Here is a 25,411-nt window from a genome sequence, read left to right as displayed (position 1 = left end):
AAAAAGCCCTGTTTTTGGTCCGCTCCTGGCCCTGTTTCTCGCCCTCTAAGCACTTGTTGCTTTTGTTCTAACTGATTGATGCTGAAGGATTGCCAAACCGTATGGGTCAACTGTCTTCGCGTCATCAAGGCTAATATTGGTGAGCAGAGCTTCCGTACGTGGTTTGAGCCAATCATGCCGGTGCAGCTCCATAATAACGTCCTGATTATCCAGGTTCCCAGCCAGTTTTTCTATGAATGGCTGGAAGAACATTATGTGGATGTCTTAAAAAAGGGCATCTACCAGGAGCTGGGCCCCGAAGGTCGGCTGGAGTACTCCATCGTCGTAGACCAGGGCAATAGCCAGAACAAGCCGCGCACTGTCAACATCCCGACCTCGCGCAAGGCTGCCGCGCCCACCGGAGCCGCTACCATGGCCGGCGCCATTGCCGCCAGCGCCCTCACCGGCTCGGCCCGCAACGTAGCCGCTGCCGCTGCCGCCCCCGATACCAGCAACATGCTGCGCAATCCGTTTGAGGCCACCAAAGCCATCGACCGGAACTATGTGAAGTCGCAGCTCAACGGCACGTACTCGTTTGAGAACTACGTGGAAGGCGACTGCAACCGGCTGGCCCGCTCGGCGGGCTTGGCCGTGGCCAACAAGCCGGGCACTACCAGCTTCAACCCGCTGATGATTTATGGCGGCGTAGGCCTGGGCAAAACGCATTTGGTGCAGGCCATCGGCAACCATATCAAAGCTACCACGCCCGATAAATTCGTGCTCTACGTGTCGGCGGAGAAGTTCACGAACCAGTTCATCGAGAGCCTGCGCAACAACGGGGTGCAGGACTTCGCCAACTTCTACCTGCTGGTCGATATTCTGATCCTGGACGACGTACAGTTTCTGTCGGGCAAGGACAAAACCCAGGAGATGTTCTTTCACATCTTCAACCATCTGCACCAGGCCGGCAAGCAAATCGTGATGACCTCCGACCGGCCGCCCCGCGACCTGAACGGCCTGGAAGACCGGCTGCTTTCCCGTTTCAAGTGGGGCCTGACGGCCGATTTGCAAAGTCCCGACTTCGAGACGCGCATGGCCATCATTCAGAACAAGATGGAGCAGGATGGCATCGATATTCCGCCGCAGGTGGTGGAGTATCTGGCGCACTCCGTGAATACCAACGTGCGCGAGCTGGAAGGCGTTCTGATTTCGCTGGTGGCCCAGAGTAGCCTCAACCGCCGCGAAATTGACCTGGAAATGGCCAAGCAGGCCCTGCGCCACATCATTGAGGAAGTGGAGGCCGAGGTCAACCTGGACTTCATCCAGAAAACGGTGGCCGAGTACTTCAGTATTTCCCTGGACCTGCTGAAGGCCAAAACCCGCAAGAAGGAAGTCGTGACGGCGCGGCAGGTAGCGATGTACTTCGCCAAGGAGCACACCAGCCATTCGCTCAAAAGCATCGGTTTCCACTTCGGGGGCCGCGACCATAGCACCGTCATCCACTCCGTTCAGACCGTTTCGGACCTGATAGACAGCGACAAAAATTTCCGCAATACGATTGTGGATTTGCGGAAGAAATTCGCCGGCAAACAGCGCTAAGCATTGTTTCTCAGAACAAAAAAAGCCCGCTGCATAGCGGGCTTTCTTGTTGTGGCACCTTCAGTAGCGGATGGCAGCACGCACCATCGTAGACTGATGCGTACTACTCGCGCATCAGGCTCGGGCCGTGGGAGAGGTTTCGCGCAGCGTGATGTTGTACTGGGCCGCGAACTGCCGGATTTCGGCGCGGAAGTTTTCCCGGCGTTTCGGGCCTTTCACCTCGCGCAGGCTTAGCGTGTAGAGGTCGTTGGAGCGCAACCGAATGCGTAGCTGCATGGGAGCCAAATCGATGGCATCGATATTTTCGGCGGCGAAAACCTGCTTAGGGCGAAAGAGGCCGCCTTTGTGCACGATATAGCCCGGCGTGAACTCGAGGTAGCTCTGGGTGCCGAAAACCGGGGCGTTGTGTACCAGCACGTAGCCCAGATACACGAGGCTGAACACCAAAAATACGTAGTGCAGAAAGTGGTAGTCCTGCATTCCCTGGTCAGAGATAATCAGAAAGACCGTGTAGGCAATCCAGAGGCCACCGATGAGCAGCTGGCCCCAGAACGGGACCTTGGACGTATCGGCGGGCCGCAGACGAATGCGGGTAGTTTTGGTGGCGCGGGGCATAGAAAGGAGAAGTCTGGCAACAAAGTAAACGAAAAACCGGCAACGCTACGGGCGCTGCCGGTTTTGGGAGTTGCTGGTACGTCACAAACGTCATGTCGACCAGTGAGATACATCTCGCGTGCAGACGTTGCAACGCCATTGCTTACCATGAAGCTGTTTAGAAAGTCGCCAACCCTAATCAGGAGTTATGCATTATCTGGCGGCCGCCTGTCGAAGCATCTCTACCGCCAAACTAAACTGAATTAGCACTGCGGTAGAGATGCTTCGACAAGCAGACGCCAGATAAAGCATGACGTTCTTTTGACTTGCTAAACAGTTTCCATGGCACGCGAGATTCCTCGGCTTCGCTCGGGATGACGTTCTTTTCGGCTTTATTTCAACGTGGCTGAAGCCAGCTCCATTTCGGGCACGGCGCTCAGAAGCTGCGAAATGGGGCAGTGGAGCTTGGCGTTTTCGGCCTGCTGCTGAAATTCTTCCTGCGTGATGCCCTCTACTTCGCCTTCTGTGGTGAGCACAATTTTCACCACCTTCGGAATCTCACCCGACGTATCGAGCGTCACTTTCGACTCGGTGCGAATCTGCTTCACCTGCGCGCCGGCTTTGGTGAGCTGCCCGGTCAGGAACATGGTGTAGCAGCCCGCGTGGGCCGCCCCGATCAGCTCCTCAGGGTTGGTGCCTTTCTGGCCCTCAAACCGCGCGCCTACTGAGTAGGGCGCTTTCACGGTGCCGCTCTGGGTGGAAACTTCGCCGCTGCCTTTGATGTCGCCGTTCCAAACGGCATTTCCGTGCTGATTAATCATAGAAGTGTGGGTGAGGTGGTGAGATAGTAAAACAGGTACGTCAGAAACAATGGAAAGGGTGGAGCTGAACGGCAGTGTTGGTAGTTCGTTGGAAGTGTACCTTTGAAAACACGGGAGCGAGTGCCAGCGGTAGCAACGCCTTCCTTTACTGTTTTACGCTCTTTCCGCATGGGTCTGAAATCTGCCTTGAGCCGCCCGCTGGCTGCCTACGTTCACCACCGCTACCAGCAGTGGCAGCAAGACCCCGTGGCTACCCAGCAGCGCGTATTTCGGCAGCTGATTGACACGGCTGCGAACACTGCCTTCGGCCGCGACCATGACTTCGCCGGCATCCGCACGCCTGCTGACCTGGCCCGGCAGGTGCCCGTGCGCGACTATGAAGCCCTGGCCCCGTATTTTAACCGCGTAAAAGAAGGCGAAGCCGATGTGCTCTGGCCCGGCAAGCCCGACTATCTGGCCAAAACCTCCGGTACGACTTCGGGCGCCAAATACATTCCGCTAACCAAAGACAGCATCCCGAATCACATCAACGGAGCCCGGGATGCCCTGCTTTACTATGTGCACCGCACCGGGAAAAGCCGTTTTCTGGACGGTAAGCTCATGTTTTTGTCGGGCTCACCGGCGCTGGAAATGGTAGGCGGAATTCACACCGGGCGGCTGTCGGGCATCGTGAACCACCACGTGCCGGCCTATCTGCGCCGCAACCAGCTGCCCACATATTCTACCAATAGTATCGAGGACTGGGAAACCAAGCTCGACCACATCGTGGAGGAAACCCTGCCCGAAAACATGACCCTGATTTCGGGCATTCCGCCCTGGGTGCAGATGTATTTCGACAAGCTGGTGCAGCTGACCGGCCGGCCGGTGAAAGACATTTTCCCCCAGTTCGATTTGTTCGTGTACGGCGGCGTCAACTTCGAGCCCTACCGTGCCAAGCTGTTCGAAACCATCGGCCGGGCCGTGGATAGCATCGAGCTGTTTCCGGCCTCCGAGGGCTTTCTGGCTTTCCAGGACGAGCCCGGCAACCCCGGCCTGCTGCTGCTGCTCGACGCGGGTATCTTCTACGAGTTCATCCCTGCCGAGCAGTTCTTTGAGCCCCACGCCCCACGCCTGACTATCGGCGAAGTGGAGCTGGATAAGCAGTACGCCTTGGTACTCAACTCCAACGCCGGCCTGTGGGGCTACAGCCTCGGCGACACGGTGCGCTTCGTGAGCCTGAACCCATACCGCGTGGTAGTGAGCGGCCGCATCAAGCACTTTCTGTCGGCCTTTGGCGAGCATGTCATCGGCGAGGAAGTGGAGCAGACCCTGCGCGAGGCCATGAGCCAGTTTCCGGAAGTGGAAGTCGTGGAATTTACCGTAGCACCCCGAGTCAGCTCCGACCCCGCCGAGCCTTCGCGGCACGAGTGGCTGGTAGAGTTTGCCCGCCCGCCCCACGATGCCGCTGCCTTTGCCGCCGCCCTGGATGCCGGCCTGCGCCGCCGCAACGTGTATTATGACGATTTGCTGACTGGGAATATTCTGGCACCGCTGCTCCTCACGAGTCTATCGGCTGGCGCGTTTCAAAGGTATATGAAAAGCCTGGGCAAGCTCGGTGGGCAGAATAAGGTGCCGAGGTTGAGCAATGATAGGACGGTGGCGCAGTGTTTAATCAAAATTGGGCAAAATCTGGCTTAAGAAACAGTCACAAAATAAAAAAATATCATGAACGCTGAATACGATTGGGCACGTCTGAATCCTTTGCAGGTGGGGCGCTTTGCCGAATACTTTATAAAAATGAAATGTGCATTATATGCTTTCGATATTTATTCGTCGGAGGTAGATGATAAAGGCATAGATTTTATTCTCCGAGTTGATGCCAGTTCTTACTATGATATTCAAGTAAAATCAATTCGAAGTAACGGGTATATATTTTTCCCTAAATGGAATTTCACGCCGCGCCACAATTTGTATGCTGCTGTAGTAGTTTTAGTGCAAGGGCAGGAGCCTGATTGTTATCTTATACCATCTATGGCTTGGGCGAATGAAAATGCTCTGTTTCGTAATCGTGATTATGGAGAAGGTCTGAAATCGAAGCCTGAATGGGGGCTAAATATAAGTCAGAAGAATATGCCTCTGCTGGGTGAATACTCATTTGCCAACGTAGTTCCTACGTTGCGAAAGTCTACTGATTTCGATGAATAACGAAGTGCTAAAACAAGCTCTCTATACCGCCTGCGAGCACTACGCCCAGGACCGCCTCAACACTTGCCTGGCGGCTATCCAAGCCGCGCAAGAGTCAGCCAATAGCGAAACCAAGAGCAGCGCCGGCGACAAGTACGAAACTGGCCGCGCCATGGCCCAGAATGAGCGCGACCGGAACCTGGTGCAGCTCCAGCAGGGCCGGCAGCTGCAAGGCGAGCTGCAGCGCATCGACCCCAGCAAGCCCTGCGACACCGTGCGGCCCGGCGCTTTAGTCAAAACCAGCATGGGCTGGTTTTTCATCAGCATCAGCGCCGGTAAGCTCACCGTGGAAGGCACCGACTACTTCGCCGTATCGGCGGCGGCCCCGGTGGCGGCGGCGCTCAGTGGCAAGCGGGCCGGCGAGGAAGCCGTGTTCAATGGCAAGTCAGTGCGAGTGGAGCAGATTATATGATAATCTCTAAGCCTAAAGGTCGGGCAAGCAGTTACCTAAAATCCCGCGCGGGAGCTGGCCCCTGGCTACTAGCAGGCGTAGCAGGGCTGCTCGTGCTGGCCGAAACCTTTCAAGCTGCCCCGTTGAGTGAGGATGCATGCTTCCTGTTTGCTATGATGGGGTGGGGTATTGTTTGGCTAAATGCCCAACGGATAGTTGACCATAACGCATTTCTGCAGTATGGTGCAGCGGCGTTTCTGTTTGGACTGGCGCAAATAGCTGTCGGACCACCGGAAAGTGGTTTGCACCGAGCGGTGTTTCTCGCAAGTCCTTGCGCTGCTGTGGCCATGCTGCGGATTTCTCTGGCCCTTTTCTTCCCGGGATATCCGAATGCTGTGCATAAGCCCGTAATCATACTAGGCCGGAACTCCTGGAAAAGTGCGCCGCATTACCAGCCTTCTGTGCGGGAGAAATTATTCTCGGTGTGCCAGTTTCTTGGGATGATACTCTGGGCTATTGTCGGCAATCTGTTGCGCTAGCCCGATGCTTACAATGTCCGTCAACTGCCGGTAGAAGCGCTACAGCTTCGGCAGCAGCCCCAAAATACCTTTGATATTGAGCCGGGTAAAGTTTTTCACCCGCTCAAACTTCGCCGTGGTTTCCTCCAACTCCTCGTCTTTGTCGAGCTTGCTGGGGCGGTGGGTGCCGAGCAAATCGAAGATGGATTCGGCAATGTCGATGTAGCCCAGAATCATGAGCAGCAACAGCTTCTTTTCGTCTTCCTCGTAGCTTTTGGTGCGTACGGCCTTCACCAGGCTGTCGAGCTGGTTAGTTTCGTCGATGAACAGGTCGCGCAGGTAGAGGCGCTGCTGCTGGTAGTCGGCCAGCTGCTCGGCTTCCAGCACGGCGGCCGAAAAGGGAAACGAGGTGGTGAAAGTAGTGGCGGCCCGGAAGTCTTTTTCGGCGGCGTACACCGTTTCCAGGTGCTTTTGCAGGCTGGCCCAGAGGCCCTGGCGGGCTTTATCGAAAGCAGAAGCGCTGGCGGCGGGGGTAGGGTTGGTCATAGGAATACAGGATACGGCGGGGGTAAAAGTACGGCCTTCCGCCGCGTGATGACGAAGGCGCTGGCAATTTTCCGCCTACGTTGCTGCTTCGGATACGCCGAAGCCGTAAGAAGCGGCGGCGCGTGTCGTTGAACCTCACGCGAGCCGCCACTGTCTGGTTTTACTGATAACAGAAAGTTCGGCTTACTTTTGTTTGTAGCAACCCACCTTGCTCCGCATCTGCTGTTTTCCATGTCTTCTCTTCCCAAACGCGTTACCCTGCTGGGCTCCACCGGCTCCATCGGTACTCAGGCGCTCGACGTTATTCGTGCCCACCCCGGCCGGTTCGTAGTAGCGGCGCTATCGGCCCAGTCCAACGCCGACTTGCTGATTCAGCAGGCCCGCGAGTTTCGGCCCGCCGCCGTGGTCATCGGCGACGACAGCAAGTACGAAACCGTGAAAGCCGCTTTGGCCGGGCAGGCAACCGAAGTGCTGGCCGGCCAAGGCGCCCTGACCGAAGTAGCCGGTCGCCCCGATACCGACATCGTGCTGACGGCTATGGTGGGCTACGCCGGCCTGCTGCCCACGGTGGCGGCCATCCGGGCCGGCAAATCCATTGCCCTGGCCAACAAGGAAACCCTGGTGGTAGCGGGCCAGCTGATTACGCAGCTCGTCAACAAGCACGGGGTGGGCCTCTACCCGGTCGACTCCGAGCATTCCGCTATTTTCCAGTGCCTGGTAGGAGAGGAGCGCAACCCGATTGAGAAGATTATCCTCACCGCTTCCGGCGGCCCGTTTCGGGGCCGCACCGCCGAGCAGCTGGCCACCGTCACCAAAGCCCAGGCGCTCAAGCACCCAAACTGGGATATGGGCGCTAAAATCACCATCGACTCGGCTTCGCTGATGAACAAGGGCCTGGAGGTGATTGAAGCCAAATGGCTCTTCGGCCTCCGCAACGACCAGATTGAGGTGGTGGTACACCCGCAGAGCATCATTCATTCGCTGGTGCAGTTCGAGGATGGCTCCCTGAAGGCCCAGCTGGGCCTGCCCGACATGAAGCTGCCGATTCAGTACGCGCTGGGCTACCCCGAGCGGCTACCGTCCGGCTTTCCGCGCTTCTCCTTTCTCGACTACCCGCAGCTCACCTTCGAGCAGCCCGACCGGGCTACGTTCCGCAATCTGCCGCTGGCGTTTGAGGCCATGCAGCGGGGCGGCAATGCGCCCTGCGTGCTCAATGCGGCCAACGAAATAGCGGTTGCCGCGTTCCTGCGCGATGAAATCGGGTTTCTGCAAATGCCGGACTTGGTAGAAAGCTGCCTCACGAAGGTTTCGTACCTTGCCGAACCGTCGTTGGACGATTACGTGCAAACCGACCAGGAAACGCGCCGTGTGGCTCACGATCTGGTTGGTCGTTTGTAAGTGCTGTGTGGTAGCAAAAGCCGTCATGTCGAGCAGCGCGAGACATCTCGCGTGCTGATGTTGCCAACGTGACCTTTGATTACCCCTTCCTGCACGCGAGATGCTTCGGCTGCGCCTCTGTATAACCGTTTTTCTTCCCTTTCTACCCACTACTACGTTTCGCTTTGGAAGTATTAATCATGGCCGGCCAGATGTTGCTGGGCCTTTCTATTCTGGTGGGCCTGCACGAGTTCGGGCACTTCGCCGCCGCCAAGTATTTCAAGATTCGCGTCGATAAGTTTTACATCTTCTTCGACTTTCTGTTCCCGATGCCGGGCCTGCTCAACTTTGCCCTGTTCAAGAAGAAAATCGGGGAGACGGAGTACGGCCTGGGCTGGTTTCCGCTGGGTGGCTACGTCGCCATTCACGGCATGATCGACGAAACCACCGACGCCGACCAGCTTTCTGCCGAGCCGGCCGCCGACGAATTCCGCTCGAAGCCAGCCTGGCAGCGCCTCATTGTGATGCTGGGCGGCATCATCATGAACGTCATTACCGGTATCGTCATCTTCTCGGTGCTGACTTTCAACTACGGCGAAAAATACCTGCCGGCTTCGGAGGCTCGCTTCGGCGTGGTACCCAACAAGCTGGGTGAGGATATGGGATTCCGCACCGGCGACAAAATCGTGAAAATCAACGGCCGCCCTTTCACTGAGTTCGACGAGGTGTACAGCACCGACGTGATGCTGGGCTCTAACAGCTACTACACCGTAGACCGCAACGGGCAGCTGCTCGATATTCCGATTCCCAAGGACTTCATGGATCGGCTGTCCGACAAGGATCAGACGCCATTCGTGCTGCCCCTGAATCCGTTCGTGGTCGACCAGGTGGTAGCGGGGAGCGGCGCGGCCAAAGGCGGCCTGCAGCCCAACGACCAGGTAACCTACGTGGCCGGGAAACGCACCCAGTTTTTTCCCGATTTACAGCAAGCGCTGAAAGCCAATGCCGGCAAAACCGTGCCCGTCCAGATTCTGCGGGCCGAACAGCCGCTCACCCTCCAGATTGCCGTGGATGAGGAAGGCAAGATTGGCTTCATGCCGAAATCCTTGCTGAAGGAAGCCACGCGCACCTATAGCCTAGCCGCCGCCATTCCGGCTGGCACCAAGAAAGCCTTTGGCGTCGTGACCACGCAGATGAAGGCTTTCGGCAAGATTTTTCGGGGCGAGGCTTCGGCCCGTAAGTCGTTGGGCGGCCCCATGGCCATTGCCCAGCAGTACGGCGGGGTGTGGGACTGGATGCGGTTCTGGACGCTTACCGGCATGCTGTCGATGGTGCTGGCTTTCATGAACCTGCTGCCCATTCCGGCCCTCGACGGCGGCCACGTCCTGTTTCTGCTCTACGAAATGGTAGCCGGCCGCAAGCCGTCCGATGCCTTCCTGGAAAATGCCCAGAAAGTCGGTATGGTGATGATTCTGGGCCTGATGGTCTTCGTCATCTTCAACGACTTCTTCAAGCTGCTGTTTTAAGCCTTTCACTGAACGAAAAAGCTCCTTCCTGCATTAGGAAGGAGCTTTTTTGTTTCGCAGATTTTTCAAGCCATGCGTCGTTTCCTCTTTCTTCTGGCCGCTTGCCTGTGTAGCCTGGCGGCCGTGGCGCATGCCTACCACGCCAGCCTTATGGAGGTGCGCTACAATGCCCCGAAACAAGAGCTGGAAGTGGCCCTGAAAGTATTTACCGACGACTTCGAAAAGGCGCTGTCGGTGGGGCAGCCCCGGCCCGTCAGCTTCGAGCAAACTCCCAAAAGCCTGCTGACTCCCCTCATTACGGAGCTGCTGCGCAACTCTTTGGCCTTCGGTAGCAAGCCGGGTGAAGTGTTGCCTACGCAGCTCATAGGCTTCGAGAAAGAGCGTGATGCCCATTGGCTGTACCTGGCCGTGAAGCTGCCCCGGCCCACCACAATGCTGGTGCTGCGCCATAAGCTGCTGACGAATAATTTCAGCGACCAGATGAACATCGTGAATCTCGACGCCGGTGGCAAAAAACAGAGCGCCCTGTTCCGGGACGGCAACGCCGAACAGAAGCTGACGTGGTAAGAAAAAGCGCGTTCGGGCGAACGAAGCGCGGCTATTCTTCCTATGAAATGTAGAGAGCCTTTCACACTAAGAACCTATCCGAATAGGCGGTCATGCTTCGACAAGCGGACGCCAGATGAAGCAGGACGTTCTAAATTCAATACGCTTGTTTCTGCACGAGCACATAGAAAGTACAGTAGAACGTCATGTCTCGAACAACTTTCTAAACAGCTTCATAAGAGAGCGGCAGCTACTCCATCAGCCGGCGCACGGTTTGCGCGCCGGCCCGCACCAGGTACACGCCCGCGGGCAGCATGGCCGGCAGCTGCGCCCAGGTAGGCACCCCTCCGATTTTTACCAGGGCTGCCTACCTGCGAAGGTAGGCAGCCCCAAAGGTTTTACCCAGGGTGCCTACCTTGCCGGCATGGCCGCTCCCTCTTCTGCTGTTGACCTTAGCCTGACGGCCGCCGTGCGGGCGCACCTGGGCATTTCGACGCGGCAGCTGGCCCGCTACCTAGGCTTGTCGATGGGATTTGTGACGCATGTGGAGGCGGGCCGCAAGGGCTTGCCGCCCGCGCTGGGGCCGCGCCTGCTTTGGCTGGCCCGGCTGCTGCCGCCGCCGCTGGGCCAGGGGCCGCCCGCGCTGCCGCCCCCACCCGCCCCCGAGCCGCTGCGCCGCCGCCTGCGCGACGTGCGCCTGTGCCTGCTGGTGGTGGGCCGGGAGCTGGCCCGGCAGCAGGCGCTGGCCGCCGCCCTGGCCCACCGCCGCGCGGGCCGGGCCCGGCTGCAAGCGGCCCCGCCCCGCCCGAGCCCACCGAAGCCGCCCACTACGCCCGCTGGCGGCACGAGCTAACCGCCGACCTCACCCGCGACGAGCCCGGCCCGGCTAGGGCCGCTGCCACCGGCCACCTGCTGGTCGCCCGCGTGGCTGGCCTGCGTGGCTGGCCTGCGTGCCGAGGCGGCGGCGCTGGGCGGGGTGCTCATGCCCTAGCTACCTCTCCGCGGCCTCGTCTCCTTTCCAGCGCCTCACCCCCCCGGCCCCCTCTCCGAACAAGAAAGGGGCACCGGCTATGCCCCGGACGTTGGGCTCCCCCTCTCTTGTTCGGAGAGGGGGCCGGGGGGTGAGGCGGCTTGGTCGCGCCGTTTGTACGCTTCCTGATGGCTGACCACTTAAAAAGCCCTTTCCCGTTGCGACCGGAAAGGGCTTTTTAGTGAAGCTGTTTAGAAAGTCGCCAACCCTAACGAGCATGACGTTCTTTTGACTTTCTAAACGGCTTCAGTGCTAAAGGGAGCTGGTCGCTGCGTCGCGGACAGATGGCTTCGGGTTTCGTAAGGACGGATGCGCGCCGCCGAATCTACTTCCAGTCCAGTGTGCCGTCGGCGGGTTTTTTGTCGTCCGTGGGCTTCTTGTCCTCGCTTTCGGGCTTCAGGAGCCGGAACTCCACCCGGCGGTTGGTGCGGGCATCTTCCTCGGTTATTTCCTCCTTCAGCGGTTGGGTGCTGCCGTAGCCCATGCTCTCAATGCGGTTGGGCTTGAGCTTGCCTTTCGCCTCAATGTAGCGCCGGATGGCTTCGGCCCGGTCCTTCGATAGTGTTTCGTTGAAGTCAGGGTCGCCCTTGGAGTCGGTGTGGCCCTTGATGCTGAGCCGGAACGTGGGATGGTCGACCATAAACAGCGCAATGCGGTCCAGAATGGGGTGCATCGTGGTCCGAATGGTTGCTTTATCCTGGTCGAATTCGATGTTTTTGAAAATCAGCGGTAGCCGATAGTCAATCGAGTTGGTCATGAGCTTCATCACCGTGTCACCCTTGAGCTCAAACTGCTTTTCCACCGTGAAATAGTCCGGACTCTGTATCAGCAGCACGTAGTGCGAGCCTTCGATCAGGTCGAAGTCGAAGCTGCCATCGGGCCGCACATACTTACTGGCCACTTCGATGCCGTTATCAGTATCGATAATGCTGACGATGCCATTGAGCGGCTTGCTGCTCACCGAGTCAACCAGGGAGCCCTCAATGTGCGTGGTGGCCAGAGGCTGGGCTTCCATCGGGAGCGGAAACGAGAACAGGTCCAGGTTCTTCATGTCCTGGGGTTCCGAGCGCGCATAGTACAGGTTGGTCGATTCCGAGTCGATGGTGAAGTAGTACTCCGAGCCCTTGCCATTCACTAGCGGGCCAATGTTGCGTGGTTCCTGCCAGCGGCCCCGCACGCGGTAGGTTTTGTAAATATCGAAGTCGCCGTAGTTGAGCAGCTGCCCGCGCGAGCTGAAGTAGAGCACGTTGTAGAGGGGGTGATAATAGGGGCTGACCTCACTTTCGCGGGTGTTCACGACCGGGCCCAGGTTTTGGGCTTTGGTCCATTGGCCGGCCTTGTTTTTGGCCGTAAACCAGATATCGGACAAGCCGAAGCCACCGAGCCGGTCGGAGGCGAAGTAGAGCGTGTCCTCGTTGCGCGACAAAGTGGGCTGCGAGTCCCAGGCGGGCGAGTTGATCTGGGCGCCCAGACTCTTGGGCACCGACCACTGCCCTTCCTTCAGCGACGATACGAACAGGTCGCAGTTGCCGTGGCACGTCGGGCATTCGCAGCGGGCGAAGTACAGGGTTTTGCCGTCCTTACTGATACAGGCCGAGCCTTCGTTGTAGGGCGAGTTAATGGGTTTGGGCAGCGGCTCGGCATCGGCCCATGACACGCCCTCTTTGCGCGACAGGTACAGATCTTCATCCACGGCATCCTGAATACCCCGGGTTTTGCGCTTCGAGGAGAAGATAAACTGGTCGGCCCCGGCATTCAGCGTCGGCCCGTAGTCCTCTACTTTAGAGTTAACAGCGTCGCCCATGCTGGTATATACGCCCTTGGGCGGATGAAACGTAGCCAGGCTCTTGCGGTACTCCACGATGTCGTAGTACACCCGCAGCGGCACGTACAGCTCGGCCTCTTTCTGCTCCAAAGAATCGTAGTAGAGCTGAATTTTCTTGATATCCTGGCGGTGATGCTTCAGGGCCAGACGGTAGTAGGCTTTGGCTTTTTCCTCGTTGCCGGCTTTTTCCCAGAGCTGGGCCAGGCGCCACAGCATGGGCGTGTCTTTGGCAAAATTCTGGATGCCAAACAGCGAAACATAGGATTCGAGCAGGCTGCGCGCCTGGTTGTAGTTGCGGCGCTTTTCGGCCTTCTGAATAGCCTTCAGCGCTTTCTTGTCTTGAAAATAGGCCAGCTTGTTGATGTTGATAAAATCGGGAGTGCCATCGGGGCGCACCCGCAGCTGCCGCGTTACTTTGCCCGTCAGCTTCCGTGTGGGGGGCGGCGTGTTTTTCTTCTGGGCATGCCCCGTCCCGACGACGATAAAAAGGAACAACAGGCAGAGAAGCGGGCGTAGAGAGCGAAGCATAAGTCAATAAAGCACGATGACCGGCCCAGACAGCGCGGCGAAAGTTCAAAAATAGGGATTTTCTCATGCAATCAACTACTGGCGGCCGGCTGTCGGAGTGGCTGGCTTTTGCGCCGCATTGGCTGATTAGCCGTAAGAAAATAAGCCCTCAGCTGCCGTGGCATAGCGCTTGACAAAGCTGTATCTTCGGAAGCTCGCTCGCTTCGTGCCGCGTGTTGCCTGTGGCACCTGTCATTCTGGCACCGCTTTTCTTTCCCCGACCTTCGTCCCATGAGTTCATCCGATTCGCGCAAGCCCAAACCGACCCCCCTGCTCATGACCGACGACCCCGCCGAAATGGTGTCCATCGTGGCCACCGATCCGGACCAGCCCCTGGCCGAGCAGGACTCGCCGGCGGTGCTGCCGTTGCTGCCGGTGCGCAATACGGTCCTGTTTCCCGGTGTGGTGCTGCCCGTCACGGTCACCCGCAAAAAGAGTATTCGGCTGGTGCGCAAGGCCTACCGGGGCAATAAGATAGTAGGCGTAGTAGCCCAGAAGAACACCCAAAGTGACGACCCGGCGCTCAGCGACCTGTTTGAGGTGGGTACTATGGCCCGCATCCTGAAGCTGTTGGTGCTGCCCGATGGCAACACGACCATCATCATCCAGGGCCAGAGCCGGTTTCATATCGACGAGCAGGTTCAGGATACGCCGTATCTCACGGCCCGCGTGAGCTACTTTCCGGAGGCTTTTCCCAACAAATCGTCGAAGGAAGTGAAGGGCCTTGTTTCGTCCCTGAAGGACGCGGCGGCCAAGATGCTGAAGCTCAACCCCGAGATTCCGCAGGAAGCACAAGTGGCGCTGGACAACATCGAGTCGCCGTCTTTTCTGACCCATTTCCTCTCTTCCAACATCAACGTGGAAGTAGGCCTGAAGCAGAAGCTGCTGGAAATCAACGATGGCGTGGAGCGCGGCACCCGGCTGTTGGAGATGATGATGAAGGAAATTCAGCTGCTGGAAATCAAGCATGAAATCCAGACCAAAGTCCACACCGACATCGACCAGCAGCAGCGTGATTATTTCCTGCGCCAGCAAATCAAGGTGTTGCAGGACGAGCTGGGCTTCGATGGCCCCGACCAGGAAATTGAGAAGTTCCGGCAGGCCGCCAAGACCAAGAAGTGGCCCGAGTCTGTAGCGAAGCACTTCAAAAAGGAGCTGGAGAAGCTGGCCCGCGTCAATCCGCAGGCTGCCGAGTTTCCGGTGAGCGTGAACTACGTGGAGTTTCTGCTGGACCTGCCCTGGGCCGAGTATACCAAAGACAACTTTAACCTGAAGCGTACCCGCAAAATCCTCGACCAGGACCACTACGGCATGGAAAAGGTGAAGGAGCGCATCATCGAATACCTGGCGGTGCTCAAGCTCAAGCAGGACCTGAAAGCCCCGATTCTGTGCCTGTACGGCCCGCCCGGCGTGGGCAAAACATCGCTGGGTAAGTCTATTGCCAAAAGCCTGGGTCGCAAGTACGTGCGCATGAGCCTGGGCGGTGTGCGCGACGAGGCCGAAATCAGGGGGCACCGCAAGACCTACGTGGGCGCCATGCCTGGTCGCATCATCTCCCAGATCAAGAAAGCCGGCGCTTCCAATCCGGTTATCGTGCTCGACGAAATCGACAAGATTGCTTCCGACTTTCGCGGCGACCCATCCTCGGCGCTGCTCGAAGTACTGGACCCGGAGCAGAATTCGACCTTCACCGACAACTACCTCGAAGTGGAGTACGACCTCTCGCGGGTGCTGTTCATTGCTACGGCCAACTCCCTCGATACCATTCAGCCCGCCCTGCGCGACCGGATGGAAATTATTGATCTGACGGGCTACACGCTGGAGGAGAAAACCCAGATTGCCAAAAAGCACCTCTGGCCCAAGCAACTCACCGAGCATGGTCTGAGCCTGAAAGACGTAGCCATTACCACGCCCGCCCTGCAGCGCGTGATTGACGACTACACCCGCGAGTCGGGCGTGCGGAGCCTTGAGCGCAAGCTGGGAGCCGTGGCGCGCAATATTGCGAAGAACAAGGCCATGAAGGAGGCTTTCCCCGATACGCTGGAGCCCAAAGACATCAGCCGTATCCTGGGAGCCGCCATTTTCGACCGCGACTTGTACCAGGACAACGAAACGGCGGGTGTTGTGACCGGCCTGGCCTGGACGAGCGTGGGCGGCGATATTCTGTTCATCGAGAGCTTGCTTAGTCGGGGTAGGGGTAAGCTCACTCTTTCCGGTCAGCTCGGCGATGTGATGAAGGAATCGGCCGTTACGGCCCTGTCGTATCTGCGCAGTCGGGCCGAGGAGCTCGGAATCGACTACCGCCTGTTCGATCAGTACGATCTGCACATTCACTTTCCCGAAGGAGCCGTGCCCAAAGACGGGCCGAGCGCCGGTATTGCCATCTTTACCAGCATTGCGTCGGTCTTCACGCAGCGCAAAATCCGGAGCCATCTGGCCATGACCGGCGAAATTACCCTGCGCGGCAAAGTGCTGCCCGTAGGTGGTATTAAGGAGAAGATTCTGGCGGCCAAGCGGGCCGGCATTCGGGATGTTATTCTCTGCGAAAAGAACCGGAAGGACATCAACGAAATTTCTGCCGACTACCTTAAAGACCTGACGGTACACTACGCCGACCGGGTCGATGACGTGCTGAAAATTGCGCTGCTGGACGAGAAAGTGGCGCATCCCATCACGCTTGTGGTTCGCGACGAGCCGCCCGTGCCAGCCGGGGCCAGCGTAGAAGTGGCGTAGAGCGGCTGCCATCGTCTTCAGTAGATAACCTCCCTGGCTGCCCGCGCCGGGGAGGTTTTTTGTTCGCGGCAGCTACCAATACTACGCTACTCAAAGGGCAGGAAACACGCTGAACTTGCTACAATAAAACGCGGCCATTTACGTCTTACCCCCGAAACCCTGTATCTTAGAGCTATGATTCGACTGCTACATCGTCCGGCTTTGGCTGGCTGTATTCTGTTAGGTGCCAGCTTGTTGGCGGCTAGGCCGGGAGCGGCTCAAATTGGAGGGCAGCAAGCTTTTTCCTTTCTGAATCTGCCTCCCAGTGCTAAGCTGGCGGGTCTGGGCGGCGTCAATGTTTCCTCCCGGGATGCTGATGGCACGATGCTCTATGCCAACCCGGCTCTGCTCAACAGCGAAATGGACGGCCGGCTGGCGCTGGGCTATGTCGATTTCCTGGCCGATATCAAGCAAAGCACGGTTTCCTATGTATTCAATACGGCTCGGGCGGGCCGGTTCGGTGTCGGTCTCACCTATCTGGACTACGGCAAGTTTGAGCAGTTCGATGCGGCTGGCAATAGTCAGGGGCAGTTTTCGGTTAGCGAATATGCCCTGGGCGTTTCGGATGCTTACACCAGCGGTAATTTCACGCTGGCCGGCACGCTCAAACTCGCTGTATCTGGTATTGCCGGCAACCACTCGGTGGCTTCTCTGGCTGATGTCGGTGCTTTATTCAAACACCCCACCCAAGACTTCAACGTGGGGCTGTTGGTCAAGAACGCGGGCATTCAGCTCAAAACCTACGCCGGAGCCGGCCGGGAGCCAATGCCGCTCGATGTACAAATCGGCACCTCTTTCAAGCCCGAGCACATGCCACTCCGGATTTCCATCGCGGCTCACCACTTGCAGCAGCTAGATATCGTGTACCTCGACCCCAACCAGCGTGGCCAGCTCGACGAGAACAACAATGAGATAAAGCCTAAGAAGAGCCTGGGCGACAAGATTGCCCGGCATTTCGTGGTCGGGGGAGAATTAATTCTGGGTAAAAACCTGAATGTGCGCTTGGGCTACAACCACTTGCAGCGCCGCGAGCTGCGCCTGGAAAACACCGCTGGCGGTGCGGGCATCAGCTTTGGCGTTATGCTCCGCATCAGCCAGTTCCAGCTCGATTACACCCGGGCCGGCTATCATGCTTCCGGCGCGGCCAATTACTTTACCGTAGCTCGCAACATCGACACGCTTTTCAAGAAGAGCGACTAAGTCCTAAACCACAGCCAGGAGCTGCCGTACGACGCAAGCCGTTAGCTTATTTCCGTGCTACCGATGTGTCGTAACTTTGCCCCTGCCTTGGCTGTTCTAGCCCCGCCCTATAGTCGCAGTTCCTGTCCGGGAACTGCGCTGTTTTTTTACCACCTCGCCCACACCTTCCCCTTATGCTAGATTCTGCCACGTTTCTTACGCCAGCCCAAATTGTGGCTGAGCTCGATAAGTATATCATTGGGCAGCACGATGCCAAGCGTCACGTGGCCATAGCATTGCGCAACCGCTGGCGCCGCCTGCATGCACCCCTCGATATGCAGCGCGAAATCGTGCCCAATAACATCCTGATGATTGGTTCTACGGGTGTGGGCAAAACCGAAATTGCCCGGCGTCTGGCCAGCATTGCGGATGCTCCTTTCACTAAAGTGGAAGCCTCAAAGTTTACGGAGGTTGGCTATGTGGGCCGCGACGTAGAAAGCATGGTGCGCGACTTAGTGGAGCAGTCGGTGAACATGGTGAAGCATCGCCGCAAGGAAGAAGTGAAAAGCCGCGCCGCGCAGGCCGTCGAAGACATCATCCTCGACGCCTTGATTCCGCCCGTCACCGGTAGCAACTCCGGCGGCCCAAAGCTATCCGTTGGCTTTGGCTCCGATGCATCAGGCGTCCCCGAATCCGACTATGAGCTGAATGAGCGTACCCGCGAGAAATTCCGGCTCAAGATTCGGAGCGGGGAGCTTGATGAGCGTAAAATTGATATTAAGGTTCAACAGAGTAGTATGCCCGGCGTGGGTATGGTCGGTGGCCCCGCTGGGTTAGATGAAGCCTCCCTCTCTGGCTTGCAGGACATGCTGGGCAGCATGATGCCCAAAAAGACGCGTAAGCGGAAAGTCACGATTGCGGAAGCCCGGAAAATTCTGCTGGATGAGGAAGCGGCAAAGCTCATCGATATGGACGAAGTGAAAGATGAAGCCATACGGCAGGCCGAAAACGCAGGTATCATTTTCATCGATGAGATAGACAAGGTGGCTAGCCGCGCCGGCAAGGGTGGGGGTGGAGGCCCCGATGTGAGCCGTGAAGGCGTACAGCGCGACTTGTTGCCCATCGTGGAAGGGAGTGCCGTGAGCACGAAATACGGCATCATCAATACCGACCATATTCTGTTCATTGCCGCCGGCGCTTTTCACGTAGCTAAGCCCAGCGACCTGATTCCCGAGTTGCAAGGCCGTTTTCCCATTCGGGTAGAACTACAAAGCCTGACCAAAGACGATTTCTACCGCATCCTGAAGGAACCGAAGAATGCACTGACCAAGCAGTATGAGGCCTTGCTCAAGTCGGAGGAAGTAGAGTTGTCCTTTGATGATGCGGCCCTGGAGCGGTTGGCGGAAATAGCCTTTCAAGTGAATGCAGAGGTCGAAAATATCGGTGCCCGGCGGCTGCATACAGTCATGAGCCGCTTGCTGAACGACATCCTCTTCGACGTGCCTGACCTCATTGGTGCCCACGCCCGGATCCAAATTACTGTAGCTATGGTCGAAGAACGGCTGCGCGGTATGGTGAGTAATCGGGACTTGAGCCAGTATATCCTGTAGTAAGCTGAAATATAGTAGCTGAAACGACGAAAGAGGGCGGCTGCAGGGCTGCCCTCTTTCGTTTACATCCCTGGTCTTGAGATAGAGGCTGGTATTTCTGCCAAACGAAACGTGCCCCATGCAATACTACATCATTACCGGCACTAGCCGTGGACTAGGCAAAGCCCTGGCTGAAGCCATTCTGCGCCAGCCCGATACTACAGTGATTGGCGTCTCTCGCCATGCATCCCTTGAAAACGAACGCTACAGGCATACGCATCTGGATTTTTCGGATAGTGTAGCAGTAGAAAATAACGTGCACAGCGTGTTTCCCCGCTTGCCCGATGCCGCCGGTATAACGCTTATCAACAATGCCGCTGTGCTTGGCGAAATAGGGTACTGCGGAGAACAGATTAATGCCGACTACAGCTTCGTGTTCAGTGTAAATGTCGTCGTGCCAGCCGTGCTCATGGATGCATTTCTGCGGGTCTACTCCGAAATGCCTGTCCCCCGTACGATACTAAATATCAGTAGTGGCGCGGCTCAGCGTCCTGTCGATGGCTGGGCTGCTTATTGTGCCTCCAAGGCCGCCTTAGAGGCCTTGACTGCTACCGTGCACAAGGAGCAGGCGCTCCGTGGCTCCGGCGTACGGGTGCATTGCTTGTCACCTGGGGTAGTAGATACGGCGATGCAGGAGCAGATCCGCACGGCAGAGGTTGGCGTCTTTAGTGAGGCCGCTCGTTTTGGTGAGTTATACGAACAGAGACAATTGCCTTCACCTGAGCAAGTAGCAGATAAAATTGTGAGGTGGCTGCAAAGCAATACACGTCAGCAAACTCCAGTAGGAGTACGACTCGCGGATCTATAATTCTTACTCCACTTTCTGTTGTAACGGCTTTTATACGTACAGCATCAGCATAAAAAAAAGTCCCGATTTATACAATCGGGACTTTCTAAAACTAAATGTTGGAGTCAGTTTTCTGCCAACAATTAACGCACAATCACTGCACTAAAGAAGCGACGCTCCGAGCTACCGTCAGGATTAAAAGCATCCACCGCGAGGTTGTAAGTATTAGCGGGCCGCGAAGAGGTGGGGGCAACATCACTGGCTCCCACTATAGCACCGTCAGCTGAGTTACGGAGAGAATTAGACGGAACGCTGAATACAGCCACCCCATTAGATACTGCTACGGTGCCTAAGTCCTTGGTTTTAGCCGTAGTACCAACGCTGTAGTTGCTGGTAACGCGCACGCTGGTAGCGCTACCAATGATGCCAACTCTGATAGCAACATTGTCGGCCAGTTTAAAGTCTGCTGTGGCTTTATCAATGTTATCATCAAAAACGATGGATGACTTGGGTGTTACGTTAAAGTCGGGCTCATCTTCTTTGCAGCCAGCCAGTAGCGAAACAGCTACAAACAGCGACAAGAAATGGGAAATAATCTTTTTCATGAGGAAAGGCTGAAACTAAAGAGGAAAAATCTAGTGGGTGCCTTTTCACGGGCACCCACCAGAAAGAATGGTCTACTTCTTACCTGGGTCCCAGAAAACCGAAGGAGTCGTCAGATCCGTGCGAGCCGGCGTATTTGCCGGGTTCGCAGCGCGGTCTGCGTCAGAGTAAGGTAGGATGCGCAGAATAGATGTAGACTGACCATTAGCAGGTACCGTCAAAACCGGGAAGCCTGTACGACGATAATCCGTCCATGGCTCTACTGCAACACCATAATTGGCTACAAATTTTTCCTCTATGATTTGCTGAATGCCATTATCTGCCGTCAAGGCCGGACGAGCCTTAACGTAGACATCGGCCGCCGCTGCTGTAACGCCAGCCATGGTCATCGAGGCGTTAATGCCTGCATTAAAGGCCGTCTGAGCCAAGGCAAGGTTGCCAGTACGAACGTAGTACTCGGCCAGAATGAACTGGTACTCAGCGAAGGTCAGCATCCGGATCGGAGTGTTTCCCGCGTAGTCATCCAGACCTGTGCCCGTCCGGGCACCCCGCAGATAAGTGTGCATCCGCGAAAAAGCGTTGGGGGTAGGAGCCCCAACCCCTGTGCCGTTACCTGCACCGATGTAAACCCCTGTAGCAGGAGCCACAGCTACGTCAGTGAAGAAGAAGGGCCGGCGAGGGTCCGCCTTCGTATTCATGATGCCAACCAGGGATGTGCTGGGATAGAAGGTGTTGGGACGTGCCCGCTCGAACTGGTCGATAGAATTGGTTTTGCCTACCGTATTCTCAAACCGGAGCTGGAAGTTGTCGCCGAGACCCGACATGAAAGTCGTGGGGCCCTTTGCCAGCAGCGTAGCGAAATCAGCGTTTGAGTTCTGCGAAAGCTTGGGGAAGTAGTGAAGATACATCCGCAGCTTCAGCGTGTTGGCGAACCGCTCCCACTTGGCCAGGTCGCCACCGTAGATCAAATCATCGACACCAGGCTTGAGGGCGCTGGCCTTCTTAATATCTTCGATACCGGCATCAATCAGGCCAATAGCAAACTTGTACCCATCTTCCGACTTGTCATAAACCGGGCGGCCATTGGTGGCAAACTTCAATGCTTCGGATACTGGAACATCACCGAAGCTATCAATAGTGACAGAGAACAGGAAGCCCTGCATAATCTTGGCAATACCCGCGTAAACCGGACTGGTTTCTTGGGTACTGACAATGAGCTGCTGCATGTCAGCTAAAGCAGCAGCATAAATGGTCGTGCGGAAAAGGTTGTTGACGTCAGTACCGGTAATTATACCCCGATCGAACACCACCGTTTGGATACCTAAGCCACCATGCCCCGCAAATTGCTGCGCGATGAGCGAAGTAAAGCGATGCAAATCGGACCCCATCAGGAAGCCAAGCTGGGTCTGAGCGGCAACCATTACGCTGCCGGCCGGAGCCACCACCACCGCGTTTGGGTTCACGTTCACGTCCAGGAAACTGTCGCAAGAGCCCAGAAGGCCTATTGCTCCAGTTAGAACGACATATTTTGCGAAACGAAAAGTTTTCATTCAGTTGAGGAACTAGAGGATTAGAAAGTAAGACGGATAGAGCCGCCGTACATCTTCGACTGTGGCAAGGAGTTGAACTCGAAGCCCTGTGAGTTGCTTACACCGGTCGTGTTCACCTCGGGGTCGATGTGAGGGATATTCGGTGCGTACAGGAACAGGTTGCGAGCATTCAGGCTCAGTTCTACACCGCCCAGGAACGTCTTATCCATAAGAGTGCGGGGAAGCGCATAGGTAAGCGCTACTTCCCGCAGACGTAACCAAGAGGCATCGAATACGGTGTTCTCATATGAACCGAAACCATACAAGTCGTTGAAATAGTTCTCCGCAATGATTTGAACATTGTTAGGCGTGAAAGTACCATCAGCTTGTTTGATAACACCGTCGATGATGTAGGTACGGTCACGGTCGCTAGTTTCTTCGCCAGCACCGAAACGACGTAGGTCGTTGATATTGCGCGATACCACTTCGCCCCCTACCCGGATATCCAACAGCGTGTTCAGCGTCAGGCCTTTGTAAGTGAAGGTGTTCGTGAAGCCGCCCGTCCAGTCTGGGTTAGGATCACCGATAACACCGGCGTTTTGCTGCAGCTGAGTGCGGCCCTGAGCTGTAAGCACTAATGGACCTGTATCGCCGTTCTGACGCAGGAACTTCGAGCCGAAGATCACGCCATAAGGCTGGCCAGCAATCAGGCGAGTGCCGGGAGTGGTGAAGCCACCAAGCTGGATGAAATCTACGCCAGGAGCCAGCTCCAGTACTTTGTTGCGTACCCGTGAATAGTTGAACGAGTTGCTGTAGGTGAAGTCACCAAGCTTCAGCGGAGTGCTGCTGATCATCAACTCGACACCACGTGCTTCCGAAGTACCGATGTTACGGTTGATGCTCGTGAAGCCGGAAGTAGCGGAAAGAGGTACGGCAAAGATGATGTCTTTGCTCTGCTGCACGTAGTACGTAGCTTCCAAGCCCAGACGGCCCTTGAAGAAACGGAAGTCAGCACCGGCTTCGTAGCTGGTCGTGAATTCAGGACCCAGGTCGACGTTGCCACCCACGTTGCTGTAGGTCAAACCTACCTGACCGAGGAAAGGATAGTTAATTGCCGGGCCAAAGCCATCGGTAACGTTGGTAGACTGGAAGGTAGTATTGGTGCCATATACAGGAGCCTCACGACCTACCTGTGCGGCAGCCGCCCGAATTTTGAACAGATCCAGAATGCCGTTTTCTTTCAGCAATGGAATAGCATCGCTGAGCACAAGGCTGGCCGAGGCACCGGGGTAGAAGTAGCTACGCTTGTCGGCACTGAAGGTCGACGAATAGTCATTCCGACCCGACAGGCCCAGGAACGCGAAGTTCTTATAGCCCAGCTGCAGATCACCATACACACCGATCAAACGACGGGTGGTTTTCTCAGCGAAAGGCGTAAAGTTTTTCGTGTTGGAAATGTTGTCGAAGCCGCGTACCTGAATGTCAGATCCTACTACTGCATTGTTGTCCGTACGACGCTGGTTGATTTCGTTACCCAACAACAGACGAGCAGTAAAGTCTTCCGTGATGTTACGCTTGATGTTCAGCGTCAGGTAAGAGCTCAATTCCCGACGGATGAACGTCTCGTCCTGGATGTTACCTACGAAAGAACCACCACCGTCACTTGTAGTCGTAATGCCGCGGCTGTCGCGGGCATTCACGGCCTTAGACTGCTGAGAATAGGTGTCCGTACCGAGTTTGTAGTCCAACGACAACCAATCGGTGAAGTCGTAGCCAATGCTTACGTTGCCAACGATACGGTTTACTTCGTCGTCGTAGGTGTTGTTCTTGATGGTCCACAGTGGGTTATCAGCCGTGCCATAGTACGTGTTGTTGGGCGTGAGCGTACCAACGATAGCAGCGTTGATCTGGCCGCCGGTAGGCGTCTCAAATGGATATTTGCGAATATCCATCGTGCGTGGCAGGGAGAACGTAGCGAAGAAAGGGTTAGCCAAGGCATTACCTTGAACAGTCCGTTGCGAAACGCTGTTCGAGAAAATGAGGTTGGTACCCGTGCGCAGCTTATTAGTGAGCTGAGCGTTGCCGTTGAACGTTACCGTGTTCCGCTTCAGGTCGTTATTATCCAGAATACCTACTTCGTGCAGGTTACCGTAGGAGGCATAGTAGCGAGTACGGTCCGTAGCACCCGAAAGAGCCACGTTGTTCTGGAAGTTCGAGCCGGTCTTGAAAATGTCCCGTACGTTGTCAGGCCTGATTGTCAGGACCTCGTCCTCACCACGGAAATTTTTCACCGTCTGGCCCGTTACTTTCGGTCCCCACGACTGCCCGCTGATGGCGCTGAAGTTGCCTAAGTTGCCCTGGCCGTAGGTATTCTGGTAATCGGGCAGACGACCAACCTTTACAAGGTTGTAGTTGGAGGTAAACGTGACAGCCTGCTTTTTGCTGCCGAGGGTAGCACCTTTTTTGGTCGTGATGATTACGGCACCCGAAGCAGCCCGCGAACCATAGAGTACTGCGGCCGCTGGGCCTTTCAGGATGGATACCGTCTCGATATCGTCCTGGTTGATGTCAATAGCACGGTTGGAATTGGCTACACCTCGCTGCAAAGCATTGCCACCACCACCGTTGTCGATTGGAATACCATCTACTACGAACAGGGGTTGGTTGCTGCCGGTGAAAGTGGTCATACCGCGGATGAAGATGTTGGATGAAGCGCCCACCATGCCGCTAGAGCCTTGTACCCGTACGCCAGCCACTTTGCCACTCAGCGAGTTAACGACGTTCGTAGAACGAGCCTGGATCAGTTCCTGCGACTTTACTTCAGCCACCGAGAAACCAATTGCTTTTTTCTCCTGCTCACGGCCGAAGGCCGTAACCACTACTTCACTCAGTTGCTTTGAATCATTAGCCAGACCAATGTTGATCTGGTTTTCAGTGCCAATCGGCCGCTCAGACGAGACATAACCAACCGAGCTGAAGACAAGAGTTCCTCCCTCAGCAGGAGCAGTCAAGCTGAAAGTACCATCTGAATTAGTCGATACTCCATTAGTAGTACCTTTTAGCAGAACCGTTACCCCTGGCAGGCCTTCACCTGTTTGGCGGTCCGTAACCCGACCAGACACATTCCGGTTTTGGGCTGTCACCTGTTGTAGCAAGGTGAACATGAGTAAAAAACTCATGAATAGAATTTTTTTCATGCAGAAAAAAGTTTGGGTTAGAATACAAGCGAGGCGAAAGGACCGCTTTTACTTCTTAAAAATACTCACTGTTGAGCGAAACTAAATTTTCCGCGCACTTTTTTTTTCGTGAATAGACATAGGGATAGTATTAAGATGAATTTTAATTAATGT

General features: G+C 56.3%; 20 protein-coding genes. 13 read left to right on the top strand and 7 right to left on the bottom strand.

The features are described from left to right. Positions 1–78 precede the first annotated feature (78 nt). On the top strand, positions 79–1,578 hold the full coding sequence (gene dnaA / locus E5J99_RS03235) for a chromosomal replication initiator protein DnaA (RefSeq protein WP_135496278.1): 1,500 nt from the start codon (positions 79–81) through the stop codon (positions 1,576–1,578). A 114-nt stretch (positions 1,579–1,692) separates the two neighbouring features. Here the strand turns inward: dnaA and E5J99_RS03230 are convergent, their stop codons facing one another. Together E5J99_RS03230 and E5J99_RS03225 are read right to left on the bottom strand one after the other, a co-directional pair. Next, a complete protein-coding gene (locus E5J99_RS03230) occupies positions 1,693–2,193 on the bottom strand; it encodes a hypothetical protein (protein ID WP_135496277.1) in 501 nt (166 codons plus the stop codon). A 371-nt stretch (positions 2,194–2,564) separates the two neighbouring features. After that, on the bottom strand, positions 2,565–2,993 hold the full coding sequence (locus E5J99_RS03225; RefSeq protein ID WP_135496276.1) for an OsmC family peroxiredoxin: 429 nt from the start codon (positions 2,991–2,993) through the stop codon (positions 2,565–2,567). 168 nt (positions 2,994–3,161) lie between these two features. Between E5J99_RS03225 and E5J99_RS03220 the strand changes: the two genes are divergently transcribed. From E5J99_RS03220 to E5J99_RS03205, 4 genes are all read left to right on the top strand, one after another. Continuing rightward, a complete protein-coding gene (locus E5J99_RS03220) occupies positions 3,162–4,670 on the top strand; it encodes a GH3 family domain-containing protein (RefSeq protein ID WP_135496275.1) in 1,509 nt (502 codons plus the stop codon). A 27-nt stretch (positions 4,671–4,697) separates the two neighbouring features. Then, a complete protein-coding gene (locus E5J99_RS03215) occupies positions 4,698–5,177 on the top strand; it encodes a DUF4365 domain-containing protein (RefSeq protein WP_135496274.1) in 480 nt (159 codons plus the stop codon). Beyond that, a complete protein-coding gene (locus E5J99_RS03210; RefSeq protein ID WP_167851955.1) occupies positions 5,170–5,628 on the top strand; it encodes a 3-oxoacyl-ACP synthase in 459 nt (152 codons plus the stop codon). Before E5J99_RS03215 ends, E5J99_RS03210 begins: the two co-directional genes overlap by 8 nt. A gap of 92 nt (positions 5,629–5,720) precedes the next feature. Beyond that, positions 5,721–6,146, top strand: coding sequence for a hypothetical protein (locus tag E5J99_RS03205; RefSeq protein WP_135496272.1), 426 nt, complete (start codon positions 5,721–5,723; stop codon positions 6,144–6,146). A gap of 39 nt (positions 6,147–6,185) precedes the next feature. Here the strand turns inward: E5J99_RS03205 and E5J99_RS03200 are convergent, their stop codons facing one another. Next, the gene (locus E5J99_RS03200) at positions 6,186–6,671 is read right to left on the bottom strand and encodes a hypothetical protein (RefSeq protein ID WP_135496271.1); all 486 of its coding nucleotides are present in this window, start codon (positions 6,669–6,671) and stop codon (positions 6,186–6,188) included. Between the two features lie 231 nt (positions 6,672–6,902). Between E5J99_RS03200 and E5J99_RS03195 the strand changes: the two genes are divergently transcribed. The 4 genes from E5J99_RS03195 to E5J99_RS03180 all read left to right on the top strand — a co-directional run bounded on the left by E5J99_RS03195 (position 6,903) and on the right by E5J99_RS03180 (position 10,973). Next, the gene (locus tag E5J99_RS03195; RefSeq protein WP_135496270.1) at positions 6,903–8,069 is read left to right on the top strand and encodes a 1-deoxy-D-xylulose-5-phosphate reductoisomerase; all 1,167 of its coding nucleotides are present in this window, start codon (positions 6,903–6,905) and stop codon (positions 8,067–8,069) included. Between the two features lie 164 nt (positions 8,070–8,233). Continuing rightward, on the top strand, positions 8,234–9,574 hold the full coding sequence (rseP, locus tag E5J99_RS03190; RefSeq protein ID WP_135496269.1) for an RIP metalloprotease RseP: 1,341 nt from the start codon (positions 8,234–8,236) through the stop codon (positions 9,572–9,574). A 72-nt stretch (positions 9,575–9,646) separates the two neighbouring features. Beyond that, a complete protein-coding gene (locus E5J99_RS03185) occupies positions 9,647–10,141 on the top strand; it encodes a DUF6702 family protein (RefSeq protein WP_135496268.1) in 495 nt (164 codons plus the stop codon). 403 nt (positions 10,142–10,544) lie between these two features. After that, entirely contained in the window at positions 10,545–10,973 is a 429-nt protein-coding gene (locus E5J99_RS03180) for a hypothetical protein (protein WP_135496267.1), read from the top strand. Between the two features lie 502 nt (positions 10,974–11,475). On the opposite strand, the gene E5J99_RS03175 is transcribed toward E5J99_RS03180, so the two are convergent. Beyond that, a complete protein-coding gene (locus E5J99_RS03175) occupies positions 11,476–13,503 on the bottom strand; it encodes an OmpA family protein (protein ID WP_245318684.1) in 2,028 nt (675 codons plus the stop codon). Between the two features lie 270 nt (positions 13,504–13,773). Here E5J99_RS03175 and lon point away from each other — a divergent pair, with 270 nt between their 5' ends. The 4 genes from lon (at position 13,774) to E5J99_RS03155 (ending at position 19,950) form a co-directional block, all read left to right on the top strand. Continuing rightward, the gene (gene lon / locus E5J99_RS03170) at positions 13,774–16,275 is read left to right on the top strand and encodes an endopeptidase La (RefSeq protein WP_245318682.1); all 2,502 of its coding nucleotides are present in this window, start codon (positions 13,774–13,776) and stop codon (positions 16,273–16,275) included. A 174-nt stretch (positions 16,276–16,449) separates the two neighbouring features. Then, positions 16,450–17,514, top strand: coding sequence for a type IX secretion system protein PorQ (porQ, locus tag E5J99_RS03165; RefSeq protein ID WP_135496266.1), 1,065 nt, complete (start codon positions 16,450–16,452; stop codon positions 17,512–17,514). Positions 17,515–17,687: 173 nt separating this feature from the next. After that, the gene (hslU, locus tag E5J99_RS03160; RefSeq protein ID WP_135496265.1) at positions 17,688–19,103 is read left to right on the top strand and encodes an ATP-dependent protease ATPase subunit HslU; all 1,416 of its coding nucleotides are present in this window, start codon (positions 17,688–17,690) and stop codon (positions 19,101–19,103) included. Positions 19,104–19,221: 118 nt separating this feature from the next. Continuing rightward, positions 19,222–19,950 carry an SDR family NAD(P)-dependent oxidoreductase gene (locus E5J99_RS03155; protein ID WP_135496264.1) on the top strand — a complete coding sequence of 243 codons (729 nt, stop codon included), beginning with the start codon at positions 19,222–19,224 and terminating at the stop codon, positions 19,948–19,950. A 122-nt stretch (positions 19,951–20,072) separates the two neighbouring features. On the opposite strand, the gene E5J99_RS03150 is transcribed toward E5J99_RS03155, so the two are convergent. The 3 genes from E5J99_RS03150 to E5J99_RS03140 all read right to left on the bottom strand — a co-directional run bounded on the left by E5J99_RS03150 (position 20,073) and on the right by E5J99_RS03140 (position 25,225). Further along, a complete protein-coding gene (locus tag E5J99_RS03150; RefSeq protein WP_135496263.1) occupies positions 20,073–20,534 on the bottom strand; it encodes a hypothetical protein in 462 nt (153 codons plus the stop codon). Between the two features lie 72 nt (positions 20,535–20,606). After that, positions 20,607–22,082: a SusD/RagB family nutrient-binding outer membrane lipoprotein gene (locus E5J99_RS03145; RefSeq protein WP_135496262.1), complete on the bottom strand. Its 1,476-nt coding sequence runs from the start codon at positions 22,080–22,082 to the stop codon at positions 20,607–20,609. Between the two features lie 20 nt (positions 22,083–22,102). Next, positions 22,103–25,225, bottom strand: coding sequence for a SusC/RagA family TonB-linked outer membrane protein (locus tag E5J99_RS03140; RefSeq protein ID WP_245318693.1), 3,123 nt, complete (start codon positions 25,223–25,225; stop codon positions 22,103–22,105). Positions 25,226–25,411 lie beyond the last annotated feature (186 nt).

The sequence above is a fragment of the Hymenobacter elongatus genome, assembly GCF_004745955.1.
Taxonomy (GTDB): Bacteria; Bacteroidota; Bacteroidia; order Cytophagales; family Hymenobacteraceae; genus Hymenobacter; species Hymenobacter elongatus.
Note: the sequence above shows the minus strand (reverse complement) of the source record. Positions and strands in the feature narration are given on the sequence as shown.